19 protein-coding genes are annotated in these 25,932 nt (G+C 54.3%); 13 read left to right on the top strand and 6 right to left on the bottom strand.

Annotated features, from left to right (window positions below):
• Nucleotides 1-36 precede the first annotated feature (36 nt).
• The 10 genes from TURPA_RS04415 (at nt 37) to TURPA_RS04370 (ending at nt 12,971) form a co-directional block, all read left to right on the top strand.
• The gene (locus tag TURPA_RS04415; protein ID WP_014802085.1) at nt 37-522 is read left to right on the top strand and encodes an SRPBCC domain-containing protein; all 486 of its coding nucleotides are present in this window, start codon (nt 37-39) and stop codon (nt 520-522) included.
• Nucleotides 519-3,110 (top strand): efflux RND transporter permease subunit, encoded by a 2,592-nt coding sequence (locus TURPA_RS04410; RefSeq protein WP_014802084.1) that lies wholly within the window; start codon nt 519-521, stop codon nt 3,108-3,110. The genes TURPA_RS04415 and TURPA_RS04410 overlap by 4 nt, the downstream gene beginning before the upstream one ends.
• Before the next feature lie 65 nt (nt 3,111-3,175).
• Entirely contained in the window at nt 3,176-4,033 is an 858-nt protein-coding gene (locus TURPA_RS04405) for an outer membrane lipoprotein-sorting protein (protein WP_157210394.1), read from the top strand.
• Nucleotides 4,034-4,110: 77 nt separating this feature from the next.
• Nucleotides 4,111-5,466, top strand: a complete 1,356-nt coding sequence (locus TURPA_RS04400) for a hypothetical protein (protein WP_014802082.1) — start codon at nt 4,111-4,113, stop codon at nt 5,464-5,466.
• Nucleotides 5,467-5,486: 20 nt separating this feature from the next.
• Complete coding sequence (locus TURPA_RS04395) at nt 5,487-6,890, top strand: MATE family efflux transporter (RefSeq protein WP_014802081.1); 1,404 nt, start codon at nt 5,487-5,489, stop codon at nt 6,888-6,890.
• A 75-nt stretch (nt 6,891-6,965) separates the two neighbouring features.
• The gene (locus tag TURPA_RS04390) at nt 6,966-8,222 is read left to right on the top strand and encodes an EscU/YscU/HrcU family type III secretion system export apparatus switch protein (protein ID WP_014802080.1); all 1,257 of its coding nucleotides are present in this window, start codon (nt 6,966-6,968) and stop codon (nt 8,220-8,222) included.
• Nucleotides 8,219-10,303, top strand: coding sequence for a flagellar biosynthesis protein FlhA (locus tag TURPA_RS04385; RefSeq protein WP_014802079.1), 2,085 nt, complete (start codon nt 8,219-8,221; stop codon nt 10,301-10,303). Before TURPA_RS04390 ends, TURPA_RS04385 begins: the two co-directional genes overlap by 4 nt.
• On the top strand, nt 10,303-11,568 hold the full coding sequence (gene flhF, locus TURPA_RS04380; RefSeq protein WP_014802078.1) for a flagellar biosynthesis GTPase FlhF: 1,266 nt from the start codon (nt 10,303-10,305) through the stop codon (nt 11,566-11,568). The genes TURPA_RS04385 and flhF overlap by 1 nt, the downstream gene beginning before the upstream one ends.
• Before the next feature lie 13 nt (nt 11,569-11,581).
• Nucleotides 11,582-12,436: a MinD/ParA family protein gene (locus TURPA_RS04375; protein ID WP_014802077.1), complete on the top strand. Its 855-nt coding sequence runs from the start codon at nt 11,582-11,584 to the stop codon at nt 12,434-12,436.
• Between the two features lie 25 nt (nt 12,437-12,461).
• Nucleotides 12,462-12,971, top strand: a complete 510-nt coding sequence (locus TURPA_RS04370; protein ID WP_014802076.1) for a hypothetical protein — start codon at nt 12,462-12,464, stop codon at nt 12,969-12,971.
• A 27-nt stretch (nt 12,972-12,998) separates the two neighbouring features.
• On the opposite strand, the gene TURPA_RS04365 is transcribed toward TURPA_RS04370, so the two are convergent.
• Nucleotides 12,999-13,862, bottom strand: a complete 864-nt coding sequence (locus tag TURPA_RS04365; protein WP_014802075.1) for a DMT family transporter — start codon at nt 13,860-13,862, stop codon at nt 12,999-13,001.
• Between the two features lie 20 nt (nt 13,863-13,882).
• Nucleotides 13,883-15,373 carry a hypothetical protein gene (locus tag TURPA_RS04360; RefSeq protein WP_014802074.1) on the bottom strand — a complete coding sequence of 497 codons (1,491 nt, stop codon included), beginning with the start codon at nt 15,371-15,373 and terminating at the stop codon, nt 13,883-13,885.
• 348 nt (nt 15,374-15,721) lie between these two features.
• Here TURPA_RS04360 and TURPA_RS04355 point away from each other — a divergent pair, with 348 nt between their 5' ends.
• The 3 genes from TURPA_RS04355 to TURPA_RS04345 are packed head-to-tail and all read left to right on the top strand — an operon-like array spanning nt 15,722 to nt 18,116.
• On the top strand, nt 15,722-16,876 hold the full coding sequence (locus TURPA_RS04355; RefSeq protein WP_041948296.1) for an OmpL47-type beta-barrel domain-containing protein: 1,155 nt from the start codon (nt 15,722-15,724) through the stop codon (nt 16,874-16,876).
• Between the two features lie 10 nt (nt 16,877-16,886).
• Nucleotides 16,887-17,534: a DUF1175 family protein gene (locus tag TURPA_RS04350; RefSeq protein ID WP_014802072.1), complete on the top strand. Its 648-nt coding sequence runs from the start codon at nt 16,887-16,889 to the stop codon at nt 17,532-17,534.
• A gap of 39 nt (nt 17,535-17,573) precedes the next feature.
• A complete protein-coding gene (locus TURPA_RS04345; RefSeq protein WP_014802071.1) occupies nt 17,574-18,116 on the top strand; it encodes a hypothetical protein in 543 nt (180 codons plus the stop codon).
• A gap of 39 nt (nt 18,117-18,155) precedes the next feature.
• On the opposite strand, the gene hslV is transcribed toward TURPA_RS04345, so the two are convergent.
• From hslV to gltB, 4 genes are read right to left on the bottom strand one after another with little or no spacing between them, the layout of a single operon-like run.
• Nucleotides 18,156-18,686 (bottom strand): ATP-dependent protease subunit HslV, encoded by a 531-nt coding sequence (hslV, locus tag TURPA_RS04340; RefSeq protein ID WP_014802070.1) that lies wholly within the window; start codon nt 18,684-18,686, stop codon nt 18,156-18,158.
• An 11-nt stretch (nt 18,687-18,697) separates the two neighbouring features.
• Nucleotides 18,698-19,672 (bottom strand): DUF2804 domain-containing protein, encoded by a 975-nt coding sequence (locus tag TURPA_RS04335; RefSeq protein WP_014802069.1) that lies wholly within the window; start codon nt 19,670-19,672, stop codon nt 18,698-18,700.
• Between the two features lie 26 nt (nt 19,673-19,698).
• Nucleotides 19,699-21,138, bottom strand: coding sequence for a glutamate synthase subunit beta (locus TURPA_RS04330; protein ID WP_014802068.1), 1,440 nt, complete (start codon nt 21,136-21,138; stop codon nt 19,699-19,701).
• Nucleotides 21,131-25,783 carry a glutamate synthase large subunit gene (gene gltB, locus TURPA_RS04325; RefSeq protein ID WP_014802067.1) on the bottom strand — a complete coding sequence of 1,551 codons (4,653 nt, stop codon included), beginning with the start codon at nt 25,781-25,783 and terminating at the stop codon, nt 21,131-21,133. The genes TURPA_RS04330 and gltB overlap by 8 nt, the downstream gene beginning before the upstream one ends.
• Nucleotides 25,784-25,932: the final 149 nt, after the last annotated feature.

Raw genomic sequence — 25,932 nt, 5'->3', positions numbered from 1 at the left:
TTCTGCTTCATGCAGAAATGCAAGGTGGATTAACTGATGAGTGCAGATTCTTTGGTGGCACCCGACGATTCGCCGCATACAATCGTCAACACGCGAACTATTACGTATTCACGCGAATCGGTGTATGAAGGCTTCGCGAAGCCCTCGCTTCTCGCCGAGTGGTGGGGGCCGAACGGCTTTAAAAATACGTTTCATGAGTTTGATTTTAAGCCGGGTGGTATATGGCGTTTTACCATGCACGCACCCAATGGCAGTGATTTTGAGAATTTCTGCCGCTTTGTTGAGATCAGGCAGAACGAGCTTATCGTGTTCGACCACATCGAGCCCGTACATGCGTTTCGAATGTCGATCGAAATTACCAAAGCCGGTATGGGTACTCAAGTGAATTTTGTCATGACTTTTGTATTGCAAGAAGAGTATGAACGGGTTAAAGATTTTGTTCGAATAGCCAACGAAGAAAATTTTGACCGCCTTGAAGCGGTGTTGCAAAGAATAAATGAGGCTAAAATAGGGAACAGATGAACAAGACGACCGAACAAAAAGAGCGATTCATCGATCGCTGGCTAAACAAATACACGAAACTCATGACTGCAATACCAGAATTCTCGCATCGCCGCCGCTGGAGTATTCTTGGTTTCTTCGCGGCCCTCACTGTCGCGCTAAGCTTCGGCCTGGGTAATCTGAAGGTTGACCAGACATTTGACACCTGGCTCGACGCCGGTGATTCTTCGCTGCTCGACTACCATCGTTTTCGCTACTTCTTTGGCTCGGACGAATACGTACTTATTATGTTTAAGCCCGCCGGCAAAGAGGTGTTCGAGGCAGAAACCCTCAAAAAGGTAAAGGCTCTTGAAGATGAGTTGAACAAGAAGCGCATAGAGAAAGATTCGCCGCTGGGGCGCATTACGCGCATTCGCACGATTGTCAGCGCCGACTTTCTCGAGTCGAAAAACGATACGCTCAAGAACCGCAAGTTCATCGGGCTTACGATTCCCGACAATAAACTGCTCGCAGAAATAAAGAAGGTTGCATTCGCGCAGCGCGATTTTCCCGGCAGCTTCTTCTCAAAGAATTCGGAGTTCGGCGCGATCATGATTCTCACCGACTACGGTGCCCGAATCCAGAAGAGCAAAGAGCCTCAGAAGGCCGCTGGGTCTGCCGACGACTTCGACTTTTCTGAAAACAAGGCCGCGAAAAAAGACCGCAATAAGGTGCCGAAAATGGAGAGCGCCGACCCAACCGATTATATGGCATTTAACGCCGAGCTCGAAAAGGTGCTGAAGGCGCACAACTGGGCCAACCCAACCGTCGGCGAACCCTCGTCGCAGGTCATGGACTACCTCATAGGCGGCGGCCCCTGGGTGGCGTCGTTTTTCATGAATATCATGATGACGCAGATGGGCATGATCATGGGCCTCGCCCTGCTTTTGATACTCGTGACTCTCGCGATCGCCTTTCGTTCGCTTTCGGCGATGCTCTGGCCGACGCTGATTATCGCGCTGTCGGTCGTCTGGACCCTCGGCCTGATCGGTCTGGCCGATGTAACCATGACGATGATGATCAACATAGTCGTGATTCTCAACCTCACAGTGGGCATCTCGAGTTCGGTGCACATTATCTCGGGCTACAAATATTTCAACGTGACGCTCGACAAAAGGCCGGCATTGACGAAGGCCTATGAAAAGTCAGGCATTTCGATCATGTTGGCGACATTGACAACTCTTGCGGGCATGCTTTCGCTGATTGTCGTACCCATCGTGCCGATCAGAAATTTCGCCGTTGCGGCTTCGTGCGGCATTCTGTTCGCGTATATCGGCACCATTTTCTTGTTACCGGCCCTGCTCGGTATCTGGGCGCCGGGCGCTTCGCGCGACAAAGCAACGGGCGAAAAAGTACAAGGTGTGTTTGAGCGCCAGATTCAGCGCTTTATCGGCTTCATCATGGCGTCGACGCAGGCGAGGCCTAAGTTTATCATCGCGCTTTTCAGCGTCATTATGATTCTCAGCCTAACGGGGTATCCCCGGGTGATTGTCGATACGAATTTTCTCGAGTCGGTAAAGCCCGGTTACGGTTTCAAAGAAACTTTTGAAACGCTCGATAAGCATTTCGGCGGCACGACAAACGTTGAGATCGTCATCAATACCGGCAAGAACGATGGGCTAAAAGATGTGCAGCTCTTAAACGCAATGGACCAGCTCGCTGAGCGCGCGAAAAAAGAGCGGCCTGATTTCGTGACCAAAACAACGTCTCTTGTCAACGCCGTAAAAGATGCACACAAGAACCTTATGGGTCGCGGCGCTGTAAAGGCAGGCACAGAATCGCCTTTCTATTCGATACCCGCAGACAACCAGAAGCTAAAGCAGGTGCTGCTTCTGTATGATTCGGCCGACCCTGAGTCGCGCAAACTTTTCGCCGACGATGATTGGGAAAAGGGACGCATTACGCTGCAAGTCGTGAACAAGAGTTCTTTCGAATATGTAGAGTTCTTAAGCCAGGTTGAAGGCTGGCTCAAAGAATACCTCGAACCTCTCAAGAAAGGTAATGCCGATTTCAGCTATTACGCAACGGGCGGAATTCCCATCATGATGAGACTGACCGGCTTTTTGACCCAGTCGCAGATTTCGTCATTCGGCCTTGCGCTTGTTGTGATCACGATCATCATGTTTCTGATCTATGGCACCATACGCTTTGGCATCATCGCGATGTTGCCCAATATCTTTCCGATATTGGTGACGGTCGGCGTGACCGGGTGGGCGAAAATTCCACTCGATTCAGATACGCTGCTGGTGCTGCCGATTGCGATCGGCATCGCCGTCGACGATACGATTCATTTTCTCACGCACTACCGCGGCGAGCTGCACGCAGGCCATGACAGGCTAGATGCAATCAAGACGACCCTCAGAGAAGTGGGGCAGGCGATGATCTTCACCTCGGTAATTTTGTCCGTAGGTTTTCTGATTTTTCTGCCTTCGGTTTACGTTCCCTTCAGAAACTTCGGAATGCTCTCGGCAATCGCCATATCGAGCGCACTCTTCGCCGACCTGTTCTTCTTGCCGGCGCTACTCACCGTATTCGGAAAAACCAAAAAGGTAATAGGAGCACACTCATGACTGAAATAAAGACTCCCCACCCCCGTCCCCTCCCCGCATGCGGGGAGGGGTGCCTGAAGGGCGGGGTGGGGACATTGCTTGCCTTGCTGCTGATTCTTCCCCTTGCAGCCCAGCAGCTGAAAGAGCCAGCCAAGGCGAAAGAAATTGCGCGCAAGATGATTAAGCGCGATGACGGCAAAACCTCGTACAACCTGACGAAGGTCATCACCTGCGCATTTGAGGCGCAGGGTGAGAAGCGCAAGTGCAGCGGCCAGGCACGTACCAAGTCATTCGAGTCGATCAGCAAAGACGTCGGCCCGGCGCTCGAAGACACGATTGGCCTCAGCGTTATCAGCGAACCCGCCGACGAAAAAGGTTCGGCCTTTTTGCAGAAAGATTACGAACAGGCGGGCAAAGACACTGAACAATGGATGTATCTGCCAGCGCTCAAGAAACTCAAGCGCATCGTTGCCGAAAGTTCAAACTCTCCCAAGACCGGTACGCTGTTCGGTTCTGAGATTGCTTATGAAGACATTGAGAAAGTTCGCCTGAGCGATTACAACTATTCGTACCTGGGCGAAGAGAAGGTCGACGGTAAGGATTGCTATATTCTTGAGTCGTTTCCGACTGCTTCACGTGCGCCCAAATCGTCGTACGGTCGCGGTGTTCTGTGGGTTGATAAATCCACCTTTATCGCGGTCAAGTCTGACTCTTACGACCGGCAGAACCGTTTGGTCAAAACCTTTTTCTCAAAAGACATTCAGGTCGTGGGCGGTGTTCACGTTGCGCGGCAGCTGATTGTTGTGAACCATAAGAATAACCGCATGAGCCTTATGAAACTCGAAAAGGTGAAGATAAACTTGCCGATACCCGAAGCGTTGTTTGATACGCGCGCGGTACAAGACAGCGCGTTTCGTGAAAGCCAAATGGGCAGTATTCGCTAGTGTCTGACGCGATCTATGTCCCCCTCCCGACCTCCCCCGCAAGCGGGGGAGGTGCCCGATAGGGCAGAGGGGGACACTTGAAGAAATTAGCTATACTGCTGTTGGCGAGCAGAATTCTCTCTGCGCAAGAGTTCGAATTTGAGTCGCCGGCCGAAACCAAATCGGCAAGCGACGACTTCGAATTTGAAGAACCGACAGAACCTGCGAAACAAAAAGGTGACGGCAAGTTTACACTGCCGGTGCGCGGCAAGGCAGTCATGGAGCTGGGCCGCCAGATTGATAATCGTTTCGTTTTTCTCGGGCCTTTCACGGCGCTGACGCTCGACCACCAGGCTTCATGGGGCCAGATTTATGGCGAAGGTTGGGCGCGCTATAACGCCGCGTACCGCATCGAGAACGATAGCAGCTACACGCGTAACGGCTATGAATTCGAAGCGCTGATGAGCGAGCTCTATTACCGCAAGTCATTCGATAATGTTTCTATCTCGGTCGGCAAGATCATTACAGTGTGGGGCAAGGCAGATATTTTACCCGTATCGGATGTGATCTCGGCGCGCGATGCGACGAAAGCGTTCTTTGCGCAGCCACAAGAGGCGCGCATCGGGCAAAACACGGTCAGGGTCGATTGGTTTTTGCCGAATCAAGAGCTGCAGCTGATTTTTATTCCTTACCCGGTGTTCACGCGCTATACCGACCGCGATCATCCCTATTCACTGATACCTGGTGTGGAGATACATCGAGCCTCAGACTATGGCCGCGAAGTCGAGGGCGGCGCGCAGTACACCGCATACTTCGGGGGCGGTGCAGTCTCGGTCTTTGCCGGGCGGTTCTATAACCGCGACCCGCTGTTTCGCATCAACCCGCAGAACTTTCGCTTTGAGGCGCAGCACGCGGCGTACAACACCACGGGCTTTTCTGCAAATTTTCCCTTTGCGGGTCTGTTGTTAAAGGCAGAAGGCGCATACCAGTTTGGCCGTCTCAACCAGACAGTGGCGCAGCTGCCCAACCCGGCGACGGGTGAGCTCATCAGCATGCCTGCCGATGTGAAGAAAGCCGATGTCGTCGGGGGCACGCTCGGGCTCGACTACAATACCACTGCATATGGCAGTCTCATTCTCGAATACTCTGTCTCGGCGCCGACGCAGCGCGACCCCACGCTCGTGCGCGATACCGCGATGCACTCGTATGCCCTCGGCTGGTCGAAGAACTTTCTGCGCGATACGCTTAGCTTCAATTCTTTCGCATTTACCTTTCTCAAATACAGCAACCTGCTGATTCGTTTCAACCTGACGTACAAGGTGACCGATGCTATCGGCGCGTATGTACAATATACCGGGGTAGTGATCGCCTCGGGCGACCCTGATCTGAGAATTTTCGACAAGTACGACAGGGTTGACCTGCAGCTTTCATACGCATTCGACCTGGCCAAATAAACCACCATAAAGAGAGATTCATGTCTGAACCTGTCACAAACCTCGAACCCATGGCTGAACTGCCCGCGAGCCGCGCCGGCCGATGGAAGGCTATCTTAAAGATCGCGTGGCCGCTTATCGTCGCCAATAGTTTTTGGAACCTGCAGATGACAATCGATCGTCTGTTTCTCGCTGATTACGCCACCGAAGCGATGGGCGCAGCTGTGGCCGTCATGGGCGTCTTCTGGACTCCCATGGCGCTCTTACAACAAACAGCCTCTTACGTCACGACCTTCGTGGCGCAGTATTTCGGCGCAAACCGCAACGCAATGATAGGCCCGGCTGTCTGGCAGGCAATCTATGTGAGCATCATCGGCGGTTTGCTTTTTATCGGTTTGATACCATTTGCCGGTAGTGTGTTCGGTGCGATGGGGCATGCGAGCTCCATGCAGCGCCTTGAAGTTGACTATTTTGTCGCGATGTGCTTTTCGGCGCTGCCGACGGCGGTCGTCGCTGCCGCGAGCGGCTATTTCACCGGCCTTGGGCGCACGCAGGTGATCATGCAGATTAATGGCGTGGGTCTTGTCGCCAATGCCATTCTCGATTATTGCATGATTCTCGGGAAACTTGGCTTTCCCAAAATGGGAATCGCCGGTGCGGGTTATGCCACAGCGATCGGCACCGCGATCGCGGCGCTCTACGGCATGTATCTCGTGTTCAGCGACCGTGAGCGCCGCGAATATGGGCTGACCACAGGCTGGAAATGGAATAATGAACTCATGGCAAGGTTTATCCGCTTTGGCGTGCCGAGCGGCATGCAGTGGGCGCTCGAAGGCCTTGCGTTCAGCATCTTTCTGATATTCATCGGCCGCATGGCAGACGGCAGCGCCGCGCTTTCAGCATCATCGATTGTCGTGACCATCATGATGCTGTCGATTCTGCCAACGCTGGGCATGGCACAGGCAACTTCAGTGCTCGTCGGCCAGTTTCTGGGGGAGAAAAAACCCGACCAGGCCGAGCGCGCCGTCTGGGCCGGCTGGCAGGTCACCGTCATGTACATCTTAACGGCGGGTCTGACGTTTGTTCTTTTTCCCGGGTTTTACCTCAGCTGGTTCGCCAACAAGAACGACGCCGAAATGTGGGCTAAGGTCAGTGTTATCGCGCCGTATCTTCTCATGTTTGTGGCGACGTTTACGATTTCAGACAGCGTCAACCTGATCTTCTCGTTTTCGCTGAAGGGCGCCGGCGATACGCGCTTTGTGACGATTGTGGCGTTGATACTTCCCTGGCCGCTGATGGTTATGCCGGCTTGGCTCTTTCAAGACAAGCCTGGTGCAGTCTACTGGGCCTGGGGCGCCGCAACGGTTTTCAGCATTGTGCAGGCTTCGGTCTTCTGGCGCCGTTTCGTCGGGGGCAAGTGGAAGCAGATGTCCGTCATTAACTAAAGTCCGCAGGACCCTAAGTTAATGACTCGCCTCTAAAGCCTTGACAGCCCACGCATTCTGTATTATGTCGCATTATTGCGCTACTGGTGCATTCTATCCTTAATTGCGCTTTGGCGCCCGATTCACCGGCTCTTCGGCGGCCGGCCCGACGAACTGTTTCCTGACCTTCAGTACGCATCGATATCCTCACCTGCTTTGCCATTCGTCAATGAGGATCTAGACCTCTTGGCGATGTTTGCGGCCGAAGACGAGGGTCGCACCGAAGACCCCACCGAAACCCGTCGCCGCCGCGAACGCGAAAAAGGCCGCGTACCGAAAAGTGCCGAGATACCCGCCGCGCTGGGTTCGCTCGCTGGTCTCATCGTTCTATTCGCCAGCGCCGGCTGGATTCTCTCTTCAATCGCGCGCCTCGCAAAAGTTTACATCGGCAATTTTTCGAGCCTCGGCGCCATCAACGAAACCACACTCATGCCCATGGTACTCATGATTTCGCGCGAACTTTTTTTTATGCTCGCGCCGTTTTTTGCGGCTGTCATGATCATGGGCATTATCGGTAACCTGTCGCAGACTGGTTTTATGTTTTCGCTCGAACCGCTGCGTCCAAAACTCTCGAATATTTCTTTCAGTTTCAACCGCATGGTTGAGCGCATATTCTTTTCGAAGCAGATATATATCAATCTGCTGAAAACGATCGTGAAAGTTGTGCTGATTGGGCTTGTCAGCTACCTCATGATCAGCGACGATTTTTTGAGCATCATGAAAACCGGCCGCATGGGCGTGGGCGAGGCGCTGCGCACGCTCGGGTACATGTGCTTCAAGCTCGCTCTTGTGCTCATTGTCATCTTGCTACTGATGTCGATACCCGATTACATCTTTCAGCGCTCGCAGTTCATCGAAAGTCTGAAGATGACGAAGCAAGAAGTGAAGCAAGAATACCGTGAGCAAGAGGGTGACCCGCAGATAAAGGCACGGCAGCGCCAGCGCATGCAAGAAGCTCTGCGCAGTTCAATGCGCCAGGCAGTCGCCACAGCCGACCTCGTCATCACGAACCCCACGCACTATGCGGTAGCGATCAAATTCGAACTCGATTTCGAAGGCACGCCGCCGAAACTTGTGGCAAAAGGCGAAGATGAAATTGCGCGCATCATTCGTGAAGTGGCCAGGCAGAATGAAGTGCCGCTCGTCGAAGACAAGCCACTCGCGCGATTCATTTATGACAATGTCGCTTTGAATCAGATTCTGCCGCATAACCTGTTTGAGCTTGTCGCCAAAATCGTCGCGGCGCTGCCTGCGCTTACCGAGAAAATTACGCGTAACCGGCGGGTCGCATGAAGAAGTGGTACCAGCAGGGTGATATTATGCTCGGCGTCGCGGTAATCGCGGTTGTCGCGATGCTGATTGTTCCTTTGCCCGCGCTGCTGCTCGACTTTTTGCTGGCGATCAGTATTATGATTTCTATCGTCGCGCTGTTGACGGCGATGTTCAATCGGGAAATTTCAGAATTCTCTGTTTTTCCGACGCTGTTGCTCGTGACCACGGTCTACCGCCTGGCACTCAACGTGTCGTCGACACGGCTTATTCTGGCAAAGGGCCCGGCGTTTGAGGGCCAGCTGATTCGTGCGTTTGGTGAGTTCGTCGTCGGCGGCAATTATGTCATTGGCTTCGTCGTGTTCATTATTCTCGTCTTGGTGCAGATGATGGTCATCACGAAAGGTGCCACGCGAATCTCAGAAGTGTCTGCCCGCTTTGCGCTCGATGCGTTGCCAGGCCGACAGATGGCCCTCGAAGCCGACATGACTTCGGGTCGAGTCACTGAAGAAGAGGGCACGCGGCGAAAAGAAGCCCTGCAGCGCGAAGTTGATTTTTACGGCCAGATGGATGGTGCGACCAAGTTCGTTCAGGGTGATGTGCGCGTCGGGCTCATCATCACCGCGATTAACGTGATCGGTGGGCTCATTATCGGAATGGCGATGCGGGGTGAAAGCCTGCAAACCGCGCTGAAGACCTATACGCTGCTCACGATCGGCGACGGCCTCGTGGCGCAGATACCTTCGCTGCTGATTACCGTTGCGACAGGTATGGTAGTGACGCGTGCCGGCGCGAAGAATAACCTCACGACCGAACTTTCGTCGCAGATGTTTCAGAACGCCCGCGCACTCTATATTACTGCTGGCGCGCTGTTTGTCGCATCGCTGGTGCCGGGGTTTCCGAAACTTTCACTCTGGGTCATCAGTTTGTTTCTGGGCTTTCTGGCCTACAACATGCGCCAGCAGAAAATGGCCGAGAGCCAAAAGCAAGAAGCGATTCAAGAGCAGCAAAAAGTTGGCTCAACAGAGCGGTTTCTCGATGAGCTCGCTGTCGATCCGCTAAAAATCGAAATAGGATTTAACCTCGTGCCGCTGCTCGATCGAAAGCAAGGTGGCACTCTGCTCGACCGCATCACCAACCTGAGGCAGAAAATGGCCGCTGACCTCGGTATGATTGTGCCGCCGGTTCGCATCAACGACAACCTCGACCTCGACGGCAACGAATATGTGATTCTTATCGGCGGCATCGAGGTCGCCCGCACCAAAGTGTACCCTGAATACCTCGGCGCGCTCACGAACCCCAACGTGCGCGAAGAGATTCAACCGACTTCGGCAGACATGGTTGTCAACGACCCTGCGTTCGGCCAGCGCGTTGTGCTGATCGACCCCGAGAAAAAGCGCGAAGCTGAAGAGAAGGGTTATGTTGTGATCGATGCGAGCACGATGATGATCACGCACCTGCAAGAAACTTTCAGGGCCTACGCGCCGCAGATCATGGGCCGCGAAGAGGTCAAGCTGCTCTTAGACAAGACGAAACAAAAATACCCGAGCGTGGTCGACGAAGTGACCAAACTTTTTCCGAACCCGGGGGTATTGTTGTCGATCTTGCACAATCTGTTGAGAGAAAATGTCTCGATACGCAACCTGCCCGCGATTCTTGAGACGCTGGCCGATTATGGTGGCCGGGTCAATAATGCAGAGCTGCTAACCGACATGGTACGCCAGCGCCTTGCCCGGCAGATCGTCGCACCCTATCAAGATAAGAATAAGGCCATCTTCGCCGCAGTCATCGACCCGCAGATTGAATATGACGTGCGTGGCAGTATCACCATCGACGACCGCGACGGACGAATTCTCGCGATCGACCCACACTATCGCGAGCGACTGCGCAGCGTGCTCTTGAACGCATATAACACGATGCAAACGCAGGGCCGGTTTCCGCTCTTTGTCTGCGGCTCTGAGGTGCGTTCGAGTATAGCCGAAATCATTTCGCGTGAAACATCGACGCGGTCTTTCGCGGTAATTGCGTACGAAGAAATTCCACGCGATGCGAAATTTTTTGAACTGACAAAAGTGATTCTTGATACCAGCGAGGTAAATGCCTGATGCAATATTTCACCGAACGGGGCGATTCTCACGCTGAAGTTCTCGCGAAGGTTCGCAACAAATATGGCAGCGGCCCTGACGTGTTAATTTCAAACCAGCGCGAAGTGCCTGTGAAGAGCGTGTGGGGTAAAATTACCCGCGCAAAACAATGGGAAATAAGCGGCGCGATTCTTGAGAAGAATAAGGTTCAGCCCAAGAAGAAAGATGAATCGATCGACAACAAGCTGAAGTTGCTTGAAGAGATGCTGAACCGTACTTCGCCGAAGCGCAGCGCTCTGCCCGATCAAAACGGGCCGGTTACCCTCAGTCGCGAACTGACGCCGCAGCTCAAAAAAGAAGTGATGCCGATCAGCATCACCCCGCCCTCGGGTGAGCAAATACGCAAGCTCGAAGCCGAAGTGGCCGAACTGAAGGCGGCTCTGAAGAGCAAGGGCGGCCCCGATCTCGACCTTGTCAAAGAGCGCGAACTGATGTCGCTCTACGAGCATCTCGTGACAATCGGGTTTAGCTCGCCTTTTGCCGAGAGCATCGCCATGCGTACGCGGGCGCAGATTGCGCCGACCGATTACAAACTGCGCAAAAAAGTGCATGCAAAGGCACGCGAGATTCTGGGCGAACATGTGCGCACGACGACAACGGCCTCGCAGAGAATTATCACTCTCGTCGGCCCGACGGGCGCAGGCAAGACAACGACCCTTGTCAAAATGGCCGCGCGCCTGAGCGTTTCACAAAAGCGCAAGGTTGAGCTGATCACGATCGACAACTACCGCATCGCCGCAACCGAGCAGCTCAAAGTTTATGCGCGCATTATGGATATTCCCTGCCGGGTGTGCCGCAACCCCGACGAGCTGAAGGTGGCAATCGAGCAGAGCGAAGCCGAGTTTATTTTTGTCGATACGAGCGGTTCGAGCCCGGCAAATCAGGAATTTCTGGCGCGGCAAAAGACCTTTTTCGAGGCGATCTCGGCGCAGCACGACATCGAAACGCACCTCGTGATACCTGCAACAACCCGCCTGCAAGACGCCCGACTGTTGTTCGACCGCTTTGAGCTCTTGGATTACAGCCGTATCATTATCAGCAAGATCGATGAGAGTTTTAGTTTCGCGCCGATCGTCGAAGTGGCTGACACGTGGCACAAGCCGTTCTCGATGCTCACAAACGGTCAAGATGTGGCCAAAGACTGGCTCGACGCCGACCGCTTGCTCATTTCTGACGCCCTGCTTAAAAAATGGCTTGATGAAACAGACCTAATTGATCGAAACTAAAAGAAGAGGCTCAATGGATCAGGCAAGCACGCTCAGAAAAATGGTCGGTAAGTCAGACCCAGGCACTACCACACAAATCATCACGCTCACCAGCGGTAAGGGGGGTGTGGGCAAATCAACCATCTCTGTGAACCTCGGGCTTGCCCTCGCAACTGCCGGTAAGAAGGTGCTGCTGTTTGACGCCGACCTGGGCCTCGCGAACGTCAATGTGCTGCTCGGCGTCGTGCCGAAATTCAACCTCTATCACGTCATCAAGGGCCATAAAGAGCTCGAAGACATTATTATTCGCACACCCGAAGGTCTCGACATTATCGCAGGCGCCTCGGGCTACAGCATGCTCGCCAACCTTTCTGACAAAGAGCGGGGCACACTGGTCTCGGCCTTTGAAAAACTCTCGGGCTATGACATTATGCTGATCGATACCGGCGCCGGCGTTTCGTCGAACGTCGTCGGCTTTACCCTGCCGGCCGACAAGGTGATCGTCGTGACGACACCCGAGCCGACTGCGATTACCGACGCATATGGCATTATCAAATCGATCGTGCTCGTCGCGCCCGACAAAAACCTCAAGCTGCTCGTCAACCGTGCGCAGTCGTCACTCGAGGGGAAAAAGGTTGCTGAGCGCGTGATCAATATCTCGAGCCAGTTCTTGAATGTGCGAGTCGAAAATCTGGGTTTCATCTACGACGACGACAATGTCTCCAAATCGATTCGCCGGCAGAAACCCTTCTACCAGCTTTTTCCCGGTTGCAAGGCGGCATCGTGCCTCGACATCGTCGCGTCGCGCATTCTCGAGCAAGAGCTGCCGAAGCGCAACGAGTCGGGTGTCGGCGCCTTCTTTAAAAAAATCTTCAGCCCTGCCATGTAACATGGTGCTCGCGAGGTCGTGAACAATGCCTGCTTTTTTCACGGCCGCACACATTCGCCTGAGCATTCTGCTCGCCGTATTGGGCGCCATGGTCGCGCTCGTGTTCACGATAATTTCTGACAGCGGCGCCGTCGCGCTGGTATTCAGACCACTCGTCAGCGGCCTCTTGATGTTTGTGCTCGGCAGCGGTCTTTATGCATTGCTCGCGAAGAAAGTTCCCGAAGCGATTGAGGTGATTGAGAACCAACCCGACTCTGAAACTCTCGGTCTCGGTGAGAATTCAGACATGTTGCCCGAAGGCGACACGGGTGGCAGCGAACTTGCAGCCGACGGTGAGGATTTTTCAGGTACTGGCGAGGGCATGGGAAATTATGACTCGGCGCATTCTTCTGCGGGCAGCGCCAGCTCGATACCCCGCAAGGCCGGGGTGACCATCGGCAAAGAAGAGATCGTCGTCGACGGGGTGAAATTCAAGAACCAGCCCGAAGTTATGGCCGAAACCATCAAACAACTGATGGATCAGGATAAAGAATAGAATTTAGCGCTTGATGCCCAGAGGGCATCAAGCGCGCCTCAAGATCGTCACCGCCAGAAGCGCAATCAATCCGCCTATGAGCGTCGTTGCCTTCACCGGTTCGTGAAGGTAGAGCGCCGCGATTAAGAGCGCGGTAGCAGGCACGATAAAAACATAAGAGCTCGCGCGGGCCGACCCCAGTTGTTTGACCGCAAAGAAGTAGACGGTCGTCGCGAACGCGTTTGAGACGACTCCCAGGTAGAAAACGTTTAACCAATAGTTGTAATCATGCGCCGCCGGTGTACGGGAGAAATCCCCCCCGATGAGAGTCATGCAGATTACCGCGCCAAAGACATTCACATAGAATGAATAGACGACGATCGAGGTGGCGCGCGTCGCTGCGTTGGTTGTGAGCGTCACGAGCGCGTAGACGAGCGATGCGACGAGAAACAGCAGGTTGCCCGAGAGCAGCATCTGTTCGTACGAGAGGTGCCAGAACTCAATCAGAATCGCACCGCCAGCTACACCGAGGGTCAGACCCAGAGCATCGCGGGCTCTCAAAGTATGGCGAAACAAGACTCGGGTCAGAAAGTAGGTGAAGATCGGGTTCATTGAAGTTACCAGAACACCCGCAGCACCCGCGAGGCCGGTTTTGAGGCCAATGAAAAACATGAAAGTATAAACCGTCATGATACCGGCACCGAGCGCGGCCCACAATGCCTGCGCAAGCGTCACCCTAAAGCGGGCACCTGTCAGTGTCACGAGGGGCGCGAGGGCGATGGCAGAAAACAGGTATCGCCAGAAGAGCGTGATCTGCGGCGGGGCCGTCGACGCTATGAGTTTACCCGAAGTCCATGAGGCGCTCCAGATAACCATAGCGAAAATGAGCAGCAGCTCGTTGCGCAGTTTCACGACTGAATTTGTGGTGGCGGTCAGAGCCGCATGCGCTGCTGCAGCAATTTGCCGTCGCGCAGATAGATCTGGCGAATACGATCGGCTTCGTTTTCACTCAGGCCCCACACGCGCTGCAACGCGGCGATTTGCCATGATCGACCGCGGCGTGAGGCGGTGACGAGCCTCAGCGTTGTGGTGAAATAGCCGGGTTTTGCGAATGCTTCTTGCCCTTGCTTTTTCAGCACGTAAAAATCACGATCGGGGTAGAGTCTGCCGAGCGCCGTGAAGATGAGATTGCGCTCGGGTGATTCTTTGTTCTCGGGCAGGTTCAGCAAATCGTTCACGCGTTTCTGCATGCGGTCGGCAAGGGTCGCATCGAGCCTGTAATAGGTGAGTGCCTTCTTGAGGTTTGTGCGCACATCTGCAGCCGAATAGCCGGGGTAGGGTCTCTGGTCGAGTTTCACGATATCGGCTTCGCGCGCGAGCGGGTCATACCCGTCGGTGACAACAATGCGTCGCCGCTGCGAACCGCCAACAGCCACCGCGCGCCCGAAAGCGCTGCCGAGCACCCTGAGCGAGAGATCGATCGACGCAATTATCTGGCGGTTACCACCGGCGCGCCCACGCAGTGCCTGAAACTTGCCGATCATCGACTTATCCTGCGTGTTGACGGCGTGCCGGGTCAGAAAGTCGATAATCGCGATGCGTGCCGCCGGTTTTACCGAAGTTTTGCCTGCAAGGCCCAACAGGTAAGTGATACCATTCGAGCGTGCATCCGCAATGTTCTGCACTGCCCGGTCTTTGGCTTCAGGCGAGCCATCGCCCGAGAGGTAGTCGATGAGTGCCTGTTCGGGGTCTGTTTCGTTGGCGGTAGCTGCCGCCGGCTCGGCTTTCGCCGGCTCTGCGCTCTCGCCTTTGTCTGTCGAAATGTCTTCAAAGCTGATCTTTGCGCCCTGCCCGAGCGGTAGCGAAAAGTCGATCGGGCTGTAACTCGAGCGTTTTTGGCGTTTCAGAATCTTGCCCAAAGCATCGATCGTCATTTCGTCTTTGTTCGGGTCGCGCCCCATCTGCTGCCTGAGCAACCGAACGGCTTCGGGATTGTCTGATTCGCCGAGTGCCTGAATCTCTTCGCGAGTGAGGCCGCTGAATTCCTCTGCGTTTTTCGCCGCGGCCTCGACGATGAGTTTGTCGATGGCCTCTCGGTTAGATTCGTTGCGCTGTTTCATCAGCCCACCGATTGCCTCTGCGCGCAGGTAGCGGTTGTTGACGTTTTCAGTCAGCAGAACCTGCGAGCGCGGCGAGGGAATTTTGCCGACTTCGGCGAGCGCCTTGCGCTGCATGTCATAATCAGGGTCTTCGTCTTTCGTGCGAACCGTGCCTTCGAGCGCGACCCAGCCCTTCTCTTCGTTTGCCGCAGCTCGTTTCGCCGCCTCTTGCAGCTCGATCTCGTTGCGCACCTGACGCGCCGCGCAATTGACCGACGCGAGCAGCGTGCCGCCCACGAGCATCATCCTGAGAAATTGTGACATAAGACGCCCGCGCATGCTATATTATCGGCCAAATCATGGGGGGGATTGACCCCGTTTACGTGTCAATTTATTTTGCCATCTGGGCCACGAGGCGGCTCATATGGCAAAATAAATTGACATTGTGTGACTAAACCCGCGACTCGCAGTTAAGTCATCATACCCGGCGGGACGATACACTAAGGGTACTCTGAAAGACTGGTTTGCTTTTTGGTTTCGGCGGCGCAGCCGCCGAAACCAAAAAGTCGAAAACCGTTCTTTCAGAGTATCTTTATCAGAGTAAATCCCACGGGGTTTTGAAATGCAAATTTTTTTAGAGAGGAACCTATGCTACTGAACATGACACGTACCATGAAAATAGCGTTTCTGGTTCTTGTTGCCTCAGCTTCGTGGCTGATAGCTCAAGACCTGGATCCGTCTGGCCTTGATTCGGCCGATAAAGCTGCGCAAGACGCAGAGAAAAAAGTCGACGAAGCTGAAAAGGCGAGCGACGGGGCCGTTACGGCACCGGCGGCGACTGATCGCGCGGCAGGCAGCTCAGCACCTGCGGCAACAGCTGACTCACAGGTTGGCAACCTTTACAACGACGGCAAGAACACCTATGCAACGTCACAGGCCAAATTCGAACTGACTGCGACCGATAACATCTCGAACCTCGATTACATCGAATTCAAGATCAACGAAACCCAGTCATTCTCAGTGTACGGTCATCCGTTTTCACTCGAAAAAGAAGGCCCGCACAAGATTACTTACCGTTCGGTCGACCGCGTCGGTAACCGCGAAGAAGATAACATCTTCAACGTGATTATCGATAACACCGGCCCATACATGAACTTTGCACTGAACAAAGCGCCGATTATTATCGATGGTAAGCGCTATCTGGCACCGGGCACGAAACTCGAAATTCGCGCAACCGATAACTATAGCGGCGTGAAGAGCGTTGAGTACTCAACCAATGGTTCTGACTGGCAGCCATACAAAGACGGCATCGTGCTCGATAAGCCGGGTGCTGCGCAGCTGAAATACCGCGCAATTGACAACCTCGGCAACAAGTCAGAGAACCTCAGCGGTTTCTCAACTTCAAGCCCAGGCCAGGGTGCAAGCCCAGAAGACCTCGCGGTTATCAACTCTCTGTACGTAGAGAATACTCCTCCTGTCGTGATGATCACGCCAGCAAAACGCTGGATCAACGTCGACGGCAAGAAATATGCAATGCGTGACAACAGCTACCTCGTCGAGGCACAAGATGCTGAATCAGGTGTCGCGAATATCTTCGTAAAGGTTGACGGCGCTGCAGAATGGCAAATTTACAGCGGTAAGCTGGTATTCCAGACTGAAGGCCCGCACAGCATCGAAGCGAAGGCGTCAGACAAAGTTGGCAACGAATCTCAACCGGTTCGCGTTGACTTCATCGTCGATGACAATCCGCCAAAATCAACAATTCGCCCAGTCGGTGGCGCAACTGTTGAAAAGCCGGCAGAGCCAGCTGCTGCACCAGCGAACTGATCATCTCCCGATGATCTTTCGAAAAAGCCCCGCGTTTGCGGGGCTTTTTTTTACCCTGAATCTGGCATGCACGCCGGCCTACGCGGATAACCTGAAGTTAAGTGCTGACTCGCAACAGAAATTTCGCGCGTTCGTAGAAGCCTTTACCCCGCTTGTACTGCGCCTTGAGCCAAAGGGTGCAAACTACCGTTGGCACGCAAGCAACCGCGATTGCGCCGGCCTGGTTCGTTACGTTTTCTGGGAGGCCATGCAGCAGCATGACGATCGGTTTTATGACAGGTATCCGGCGATGCGGTCGGTCAATGCTCTGGCGAAATCAAAACTTCTGACCGAAATTGCATCGGCCTGGCAAAACGGCAACCTAACGGCCCAGCAGCTGATTCAGCATAGCCATCGCCTTGCACGCGTTGCGCGCCCGGCGCGCCTCAAGACAGGGGATCTGCTCTATTTTTATTCTGCAGAATTGAAGATTCGGCATGTGATGATGATAGTACGGGCAGGCGCAGGCGTGCTTGCGGTTTACCACACCGGCGATGCGCGCGCCGAGCTGCGAATTCGCACGCTACCTGACCTGGAGGCATTGCCCGAAAGCCAGTGGCACCCAGTGGCAGAGAACCCCGTTTTTCAGGGTGTATTCAGGCCCCAGTTTCTTGATTGATTTGATTGTCATTCTGTGTGACTCGTAAAAAGTGAGGGAATGTTCAGAATTTCTGTCGCACTATTTTGCGCTTTGGCTGTTGTCGGTTGTGGCAAGAAGAAGCTCGATACGCCCGAGGCAGCGTTGGCGGCCGTGCAAGACGCATACATTCGCCGCGACGCCAAGGCCTTTGTAGCCGTGCTCTCAAAAGAAACCCTGACAGAACTCGAAGAGAAAATCGAGGGCATGCGCTCGATGTTCCAGTCGATACCTGAAAACCCGCAAGCCGCGCAGGCCTTTGAGCACATGGCCAAGCAGATGAACATGTCGGTTTCAAAGTTGAAAGAGCTGACAATCGAAGATTTTATTGGCTATATGATGCGCAACGAAGGCGCGGGCAGTGAAACTACGCTTTTGCCAAAAGAGATGCTGCCTCCGGCTCAGGTATTGCGTCGCACCGAAAAGGGCAACAAGGCAACTCTCTACTTTGCCGACGACGAAAAGTTATCTTTCATCAAAACGGATGCCGGCTGGCGAGTGCATTTGGATGCCGAGAACGTTGCCGTCGGCAGAATTCCCGGTCAGAACGAAGAAAACGAGTAGGCTAACTATAGCTGCCCCGCCGGTTTTCTGCGGGGTAGATTAAAGAGTTTCGAGCCGGATATTGCCGTTGGTGTACACGCAGATTTCAGAGGCGATCTGCAAAGATTCTGTGCAAATTTCTGCGGCCGGCAATGTCGTTTTCTTCAAAAGTGCCCGTGCTGCAGCGAGTGCATAGTTTCCGCCTGAACCGATGGCGATTACGCCTTCTTCGGGTTCAATCACGTCGCCATTGCCGGTGAGCAAGAATATCTTGTCTTTGTCGGCTGCGATCAGCATCGCTTCGAGCCGCCGCAGCATTTTGTCTGTGCGCCAGTCTTTGGCCAGTTCAACCGATGCGCGCGTCAGGTTGCCGCCATAGGCCTGTAATTTTTCTTCGAGCTTTTCGATGAGCGTAAACGCGTCGGCCGTCGCCCCGGCGAAACCTGCCAGAATCTTGTCAGAAAATAACTTTCTGACCTTTATCGCGTTACCTTTCAGAATTGTCTGCCCGGCACTGACCTGGCCATCGCCGGCCATCGCGGTCTGCCCGTCACGCCGCACGCAGATAATGGTGGTCGAGTGTATCGCCATACTTAAGTTGCTTACCAGAGGGCCAGGTGGTCTTCGGTGACCCCGTAGCCTGAAAACTTTTCGAGCTGGCCGTCAATCTTGATCTGCCCGTCGAAAATGCCGTAAGGTTGTACAAACTGGCTGCGCAGAATGCCGATGTTGAGATTCTCACCGCGCGCGCCAAATGGTCTAAAGCGGGCTTCAAAGACATTGTCACGCGTCAGAATACGCCAGATCGACTTATCGGCAGGCCTTATATAGTGAAAATGAGCGGTGCTGAGCGCGGTCGGTTTGCCGTCGACCCACAATGCGTTCTCGATACCGTTGTTGAACTTGTCGACAAGGTTCACGCCGATGGATTTACCTGTTTCGGTTTTGCCGACAAGCGACAACCAGTTCCACTCTGTTTTGCGCGGGGGATATCCTTTCGTGTAATCTGAAATACCGCAATCGCCTGCAAAGCGCTGCCTGCGGCCCTGAAAGCTAAATTCGCCCTCGGCTGCCATGCTCATTTCTTTGTATGTGAAGTGAAACGGACGGTTGGCATCGCTCGGCGCTATCGTGCTCAGGCCGTTGCCCTTGAGCGCAAAGGTCGCGCTGAGGTCAAATTCGCCTCTGATGTTCACGACGATCTTTTCTTTCGTCGGCAGCATCTCATATGGGCCCAGGCGCCAGCTGTCAGAGAGCGTGGCATCGAACGCGTTGCCGAAGCCCAGCGGCAGAGTCAGTTTGTGCTCGTGAAAATACTTTTCTGCCGGTATATACACATAGCAGAATGCCGATGCAATATAACCCGCGTCGACGATTGCCATGCCAGCATAGAAATCTCTGCTAAAAAAGCCAAGGTATATCCACGCTTTGCGCTCGCTGCGGCGGCGGGGAAAAAGCCTGCTGTTGAAATCCCACTCGCGGGTAGTTGTGTCGGGAACAGGGCCTTCGTAAAGGCCGTACACGTTCTCTTCACCGGGTACAGGCAATTTCAGGCGTTGTGGTTTGAATTCAGACATACAACTCTTCTCGGCTGTCGCCTGCCTTATTTGGCGGCCATCAGATAGGCATTCACTGCGTTGGCACACTTGCGACCTTCGGCAATCGCCCAAACGATCAGACTCTGGCCACGGCGCATATCGCCTGCCGCGAAAACTTTGTCTACTGTCGTGCGGTGCGCGCCGGCATGGTCGCCGAAGTCTGCTTTCACGTTGCCTCGGGCATCGAGCTGCAGGCCGGCCTTTTCGAATTGCTCGATGAGTCCGCCTTTTTGCGGGCCAAGAAAGCCCATCGCGAGCAGCACCAGGTCTGCCTGCAGTTCAAATTCAGAACCGGGTACATCGACAAACTTGCCGTCTTTCATTTCTACTTTGACGCAAGACAGGCTCTTGACATTGCCTTTGCCGTCGTCGTTGAAGCGCAGCGTGTTGATCGACCACATGCGCTCAGCGCCTTCTTCGTGGCTCGAAGAAGTTCTGAGTTTCATTGGCCAGTAAGGCCACGGCGTTGAAGCTGCGCGTTCAGCCGGCGGCATCGGGAAAAGTTCGAGCTGGCTGACGCCCTTGGCCTTGTGGCGGTTTGACGTGCCCACGCAGTCAGAACCGGTGTCGCCACCGCCAATCACGACGACGTTCTTGCCGGTCGCTGAAATGGCATTGGCCACGTCGATACCGGCATTCTTGCGATTGTTCTGCGGCAGAAACTCCATGGCGAAGTGAATACCTTTAAGTTCGCGGCCGGGTATCGGCAGGTCACGAGGAGCTTCAGCGCCACCCGACAGAACTACCGCGTCATATTGCTTGAGCAGCTCGTCGGCTGTGATATCTTTGCCGACATTCACACCTGTTTTGATCTCTACACCCTCGGCGGTCATCTGTTCGGCGCGACGGTCAATCTGCCATTTTTCGAATTTAAAATCGGGTATGCCAAAGCGGATCAATCCGCCGATCTTCTCGTTCTTTTCATAGAGCGTTACCGAATGCCCCATACGAGCCAGCTGCTGAGATGCAGCCATGCCTGCGGGACCCGCACCGATCACTGCAACGCGCTTGCCGGTTTTGTGCTTCGGGGGTTGCGGCTTGACCCAACCATTCTTGAAGCCCGTATCGATGATGAAGCGTTCGATACCTTTGATGGCAACGGCCGGTTCATTGATACCCAGAGTGCAGGCCCCTTCGCACGGTGCCGGGCACAATCTGCCCGTAAATTCGGGAAAGTTGTTGGTCGAATGCAGGTTCTCGAGCGCGTCTTCGTAGCGGCCACGAAAAACCAGGTCGTTGAACTCGGGAATATAGTTATCAACCGGGCAACCGGTATCACCATGGCAGAACGGAATACCGCAATCCATGCAACGGGCACCCTGTACTTTTGCCACATCGGGCTCAAACGTGTGTTCGAACTCTTTGTAATGTTTTACCCGCTCTGCAACTGGGTCAGAAACCTGCGATGCCCGGGCGAATTCTTTGAAGCCTGTCGGCTTACCCATGTTTGCCACCCTTAGCGGCGCCTTCGCTGCCCACCTTTAACTTAGATTCGTCGACCATTTCATTCTCTTTCTGCGCCTCGTCTGCGAGAGCTGCGAGCGCCTTCTTGTATTCGCCGGGGATAATTTTTCTAAAGTTCTTGATCTGGTTTTTCCAGTCGCCGAGAATTTCAGCAGCACGCTTCGAGCCGGTATATTCTTTGTGGCGCGTAATCATGTGCAGCAGTTCATCGGCATCGCGCTCGTCGGTAACGGCTTCGATGTCGACGAGTTCCATGTTTACGAACTTCTCGTGTACATTCTGCGGATCCCACACATACGCGATGCCGCCAGACATGCCTGCGGCAAAGTTTCGCCCGATTTCACCGAGAACGACCACGCGGCCCCCCGTCATGTATTCGCAACCATGGTCACCGGTACCTTCTACGACTGCATGCACACCTGAGTTGCGCACACCGAAACGCTCGCCCGCACGGCCTTGAAAGTAGGCCTCACCCGAAGTCGCGCCGTAGAGGCAGGTATTGCCGATGATGATATTCTCTGTTGCGCTGTAGCTGGTTTTTTCTGGCAGGCGCACGACAAGTTTGCCGCCCGAAAGACCTTTGCCGCAGTAGTCGTTCGCCTGACCCGAAAGCTTCAGAGTCACGCCTTTCGCGAGAAAGCAGCCAAAACTCTGGCCTGCAGTGCCCTTCATATTGACGGTGATCGTATCGTGTGGCAGTCCCTCGTCGCCATAGCGTTTTGCCACTTCGCCTGAGAGCATTGCGCCGACGGTACGATCGACATTGGTTACCGGCAGGTTGATTTCGACCGGCTCTTGCTTGTCGAGTGAGCGTTTGGCCATCTCGATTATGCGGTTGTCAATCTGCTTGTCGATTTCGTGGTTCTGTGCCTTCGTGCGGTAGAGATCTGTCTTGTAGACAGGTTTCTGCATCGTCAGCAGTTTGCTGAGGTCGAGGCCGCGCGCTTTCCAATGGTCTTTGGGTCGCGCGGTGATCAGTTTTTCTGTGCGACCGACCATGTCGGTGAGCTTTCTGAAGCCCAGGCGAGCCATATATTCACGCACCTCTTCGGCGATGTAGAACATGAAGTTCACGACATGCTCTGGTTTGCCGTTGAACTTCTTGCGCAGCTCAGGGTCTTGCGTGGCGACGCCGACCGGGCAGGTGTTCAGGTGGCATTTGCGCATCATGATGCAGCCGAGAGTCACAAGCGGCGCCGTGGCGAAACCGAACTCTTCTGCGCCCAAAAGTGCGGCAACAACAACGTCGCGCCCCGTTTTCATCTGGCCGTCGGCCTGCACGTAAACGCGGTCTCTGAGGCCGTTGACAACGAGCACCTGGTGCGTCTCAGCGAGACCGAGCTCCCACGGGGTGCCGGCGTACTGAATTGAGCTGATGGGTGAAGCACCAGTGCCACCGTCGTGGCCGCTGATCAGAATATGGTCGGCGTGCGCTTTCGCGACGCCTGCAGCGACCGTACCGACACCGCTCTCTGACACCAACTTGACGCTGATGCGCGCACGGGGATTTATATTTTTCAGGTCGAAAATCAGCTGTTTCAAATCTTCGATCGAATAGATGTCATGGTGCGGCGGTGGTGAAATGAGCGTCACACCCGGCGTTGAGTGGCGTACTTTGCCGATGATCTTGTCGACTTTAAAGCCAGGCAGCTGCCCGCCTTCGCCGGGTTTTGCACCCTGTGCCATCTTGATCTGCAGTTCGTCTGCATTGATAAGATAGTTGGCTGTGACACCGAACCGACCCGAGGCCACTTGCTTAATTGCTGAACGCAGGCTGTCGCCGTTCGGCAGAGTCACAAATCGTTCGGCGCTTTCGCCCCCTTCACCGGTATTGCTTTTACCGCCGATGCGGTTCATCGCAATCGCGAGGTTGGTGTGTGCTTCCCACGAAATGGAGCCGAAGCTCATCGCGCCGGTTGCAAACCGCTTCACAATTTCTTTCGCCGGCTCGACCTCTTCAATCGGAATCGGGGTCGCAGCATAGTCGAACTCGAGCAATGAGCGCAGCGTTACACGGCGCTTGCTCTGGTCATCGATCGCCGCAGTGTATTCTTTAAAGGTCTTGTAGTCAGAGTTGCGCGTGCTAATCTGCAACTTCGCAACGGTAGTCGGGTTCCACAAGTGGGCTTCGCCGTCTACACGGTAGTGGTAAAGACCGCCCGATGGCAGAATACCTTCGCGCAGGTCGCCGAAAGCTTCTTCGTGGCGGCGGCGTGCCTCTTCTTCGAGCATCTCGAGGCTGACACCTTCGACCCGGCTCGCGGTGCCGGTGAAGTAGTGTTCAATAACCTCTGAGTCGAGACCGACGGCTTCGAAAATCTGAGCTCCGCAATACGATTGCAGAGTTGAAATACCCATCTTGCTGAAAATTTTGTAGAGGCCTTTACCGATTGCTTTGCGGTAATTTTTCTCTATATACTTTTCTTCTTTCAGCTCGGGCATGAAGCCGATTTTGTAGAGGTCGTGCAGGGTCTCATACGCCAGGTATGGATTGATGGCGTTCGCCCCATAACCCAACAGCAGTGCAAAATGGTGAACTTCGCGCGCTTCACCCGTTTCGATCACGATACCCGTGCGTGTTCTCAGCCCCGCTTTAATAAGGGCGTGGTGCACGGCGGCGACACCGAGCAGGCTCGGAATCGGGGCGATTTCACGGTTCACACCGCGGTCGGTGAGAATGATGATGTTGAAACCGAGGCGAACAGCTTCGCAGGCACTTGCGCAGATGCGGTCGAGCTGAGTGCGCATGTCGTTCTTCTTCGCCGGATTAAAATGCAGGCTGAAAGAGCGCGCCGAGAACTGGCCTTCGGCGATTTCTTTCAGCTGGGCAAGCTGGCTGTTTTCGAGAATCGGGTGCGGCAGCTCAATGCGGTGTGCATGTTCTGGCGTTTCGTCGAGCAGGTTTTGCTCAGGGCCGATGTAGGTCGTCAGCTCCATCACGAGTTCTTCGCGAATCGCGTCGACCGGAGGGTTCGTCACCTGCGCGAAGAGCTGCTTGAAATAGCGGTAGAGCAGCTGTGGTTTTTCTGAAAGCACTGCCAGTGCGGCATCGGTGCCCATGGAACCTACGGCTTCTTGCCCTGTGACGACCATGGGTTTCATGACCGTCAGCAGGTCTTCTTTAGTGTAACCGAAAATACGCTGGCGTTCGAGCATGGTTTTGTGCTCGGGCGTCGGCGATTCTTTGGGCTCTGGCAGGTCGGCGAACTTGATCATGTTTTCTTTGACCCATTTGCCATAGGGCTTCTGTTTCACGATCTTGTCTTTCGCTTCGTCGTCAGAAATGATGCGGTGTTCAGAAAGGTCGATGAGAAACATGCGGCCCGGTTCGAGTTTGCCGCTGAGCACAATGTCTTCAGGCGGCACTTCAAGTACGCCCATTTCAGACGCCATAATGACGATATCGTCTTTGGTCTTGATATAGCGCGCAGGCCTCAGCCCGTTGCGGTCGAGTGTGGCGCCGATAATGTTGCCGTCAGTAAACGCCACAGCCGCAGGGCCATCCCAGGGTTCCATCATCGTGGCGTGGTATTCATAGAACGCGCGGCGCTCTTCTGACATGAGGTCATTTTTCGACCATGCCTCGGGAATCATCATCATGATCGCATGCGGCAGGCTGCGCCCGCTCATCACGAGAAGTTCGAGCACTGTATCGAACGTGGCCGAGTCTGACTGGCCTTCCATAACGATCGGCAGCATGCGCTTCAGATCGCTGCCATAGTGTGGTGATTCCATCACGGCTTCGCGTGTGCGCATCCAGTTGATGTTGCCGCGCAGCGTATTGATTTCGCCGTTGTGCGCAATCATGCGAAACGGGTGCGCGAGATCCCATGTCGGGAATGTGTTCGTCGAAAAGCGCATGTGAATCAGCGCGAGCGCAGACTTCATTTCTTTATGGCGCAGGTCTTTGAAGAATGCCGGTACCTGAGCCGCAAGCAGCATACCCTTGTAAACAATGGTGCGGCTGCTGAACGACGGCACGTAGTACTGCGCGCGGTTCAGTTTGAGTTCTGCGCGAATGCGGTGGTCGATCACGCGGCGCACGAGATAAAGGCGGCGCTCAAAATCATCGGCGCTGCCTTTGAACTTGCCACGACCAACAAATGCCTGCACGACATAGGGCAGCGTGAGCTTTGCGCCATAGCCTGGCACGTTATCGTCGACAGGCACCTTGCGCCAGCCGAGAAATTCGAGGTCTTCATCGACGACGATCTTCTCGAAAATATTTTCTACTTGTTTGCGCAGACCATTGTCTTGTGGCATGAAGATAAACGCCACGGCGTATTCACCCTCGTTCGGCAGCTTGATCTTGGCTTCGGCTGCCGCGATCTTCATGAAGTCATGCGGCATCTGCAGCAGAATGCCCGCCCCGTCGCCTGTTTCAGGGTCTGCGCCCACCGCGCCGCGGTGTTCGAGGTTCATGAGCATCTGCACGGCCTTCTCAACGATGTCGCGTGACTTATTTGCCTTGAGGTCGACGATGAAGCCCACGCCGCATGAGTCTTTTTCAAACTGCGGGTCGTACATACCGATCGCCGAGGTAGGCATCACGCCAACCGCGTTCGAATCAGGGTGTACCTGCGGCTGCGTGGCCTGTGTAGGGGGCGTTTTGTCAGTTCTGCTCATAATTTCTCCCTTATCGAGGGGTCAAAATTTATCATAAAATGGCTCTGAGACAGAGCGTCAATATATTGCACAGCAAAGGCCGCACCAAAAAACAGAAAAGTAATTATGTCTCTTCTATATTAGAAGATTCTAAGGCAGTAAAAAGGATT

This window comes from Turneriella parva DSM 21527, from assembly GCF_000266885.1.
Classification (GTDB): Bacteria; Spirochaetota; Leptospiria; order Turneriellales; family Turneriellaceae; genus Turneriella; species Turneriella parva.
This window is presented reverse-complemented; position numbering and strand designations above follow the sequence as displayed.

Bases quoted from the DNA above. Each gene is read 5' to 3' on its own strand.
- flhF (WP_014802078.1), top strand. From the start codon at position 10,303: ATGCAATATTTCACCGAACGGGGCGATTCTCACGCTGAAGTTCTCGCG.
- gltB (WP_014802067.1), bottom strand. From the start codon at position 25,783: ATGAGCAGAACTGACAAAACGCCCCCTACACAGGCCACGCAGCCGCAG.
- hslV (WP_014802070.1), bottom strand. From the start codon at position 18,686: ATGGCGATACACTCGACCACCATTATCTGCGTGCGGCGTGACGGGCAG.
- TURPA_RS04375 (WP_014802077.1), top strand. From the start codon at position 11,582: ATGGATCAGGCAAGCACGCTCAGAAAAATGGTCGGTAAGTCAGACCCA.
- TURPA_RS04350 (WP_014802072.1), top strand. From the start codon at position 16,887: ATGATCTTTCGAAAAAGCCCCGCGTTTGCGGGGCTTTTTTTTACCCTG.
- TURPA_RS04355 (WP_041948296.1), top strand. From the start codon at position 15,722: ATGAAAATAGCGTTTCTGGTTCTTGTTGCCTCAGCTTCGTGGCTGATA.
- TURPA_RS04330 (WP_014802068.1), bottom strand. From the start codon at position 21,138: ATGGGTAAGCCGACAGGCTTCAAAGAATTCGCCCGGGCATCGCAGGTT.
- TURPA_RS04335 (WP_014802069.1), bottom strand. From the start codon at position 19,672: ATGTCTGAATTCAAACCACAACGCCTGAAATTGCCTGTACCCGGTGAA.
- TURPA_RS04345 (WP_014802071.1), top strand. From the start codon at position 17,574: ATGTTCAGAATTTCTGTCGCACTATTTTGCGCTTTGGCTGTTGTCGGT.
- TURPA_RS04370 (WP_014802076.1), top strand. From the start codon at position 12,462: ATGCCTGCTTTTTTCACGGCCGCACACATTCGCCTGAGCATTCTGCTC.
- TURPA_RS04410 (WP_014802084.1), top strand. From the start codon at position 519: ATGAACAAGACGACCGAACAAAAAGAGCGATTCATCGATCGCTGGCTA.
- TURPA_RS04415 (WP_014802085.1), top strand. From the start codon at position 37: ATGAGTGCAGATTCTTTGGTGGCACCCGACGATTCGCCGCATACAATC.
- TURPA_RS04360 (WP_014802074.1), bottom strand. From the start codon at position 15,373: ATGTCACAATTTCTCAGGATGATGCTCGTGGGCGGCACGCTGCTCGCG.
- TURPA_RS04385 (WP_014802079.1), top strand. From the start codon at position 8,219: ATGAAGAAGTGGTACCAGCAGGGTGATATTATGCTCGGCGTCGCGGTA.
- TURPA_RS04395 (WP_014802081.1), top strand. From the start codon at position 5,487: ATGTCTGAACCTGTCACAAACCTCGAACCCATGGCTGAACTGCCCGCG.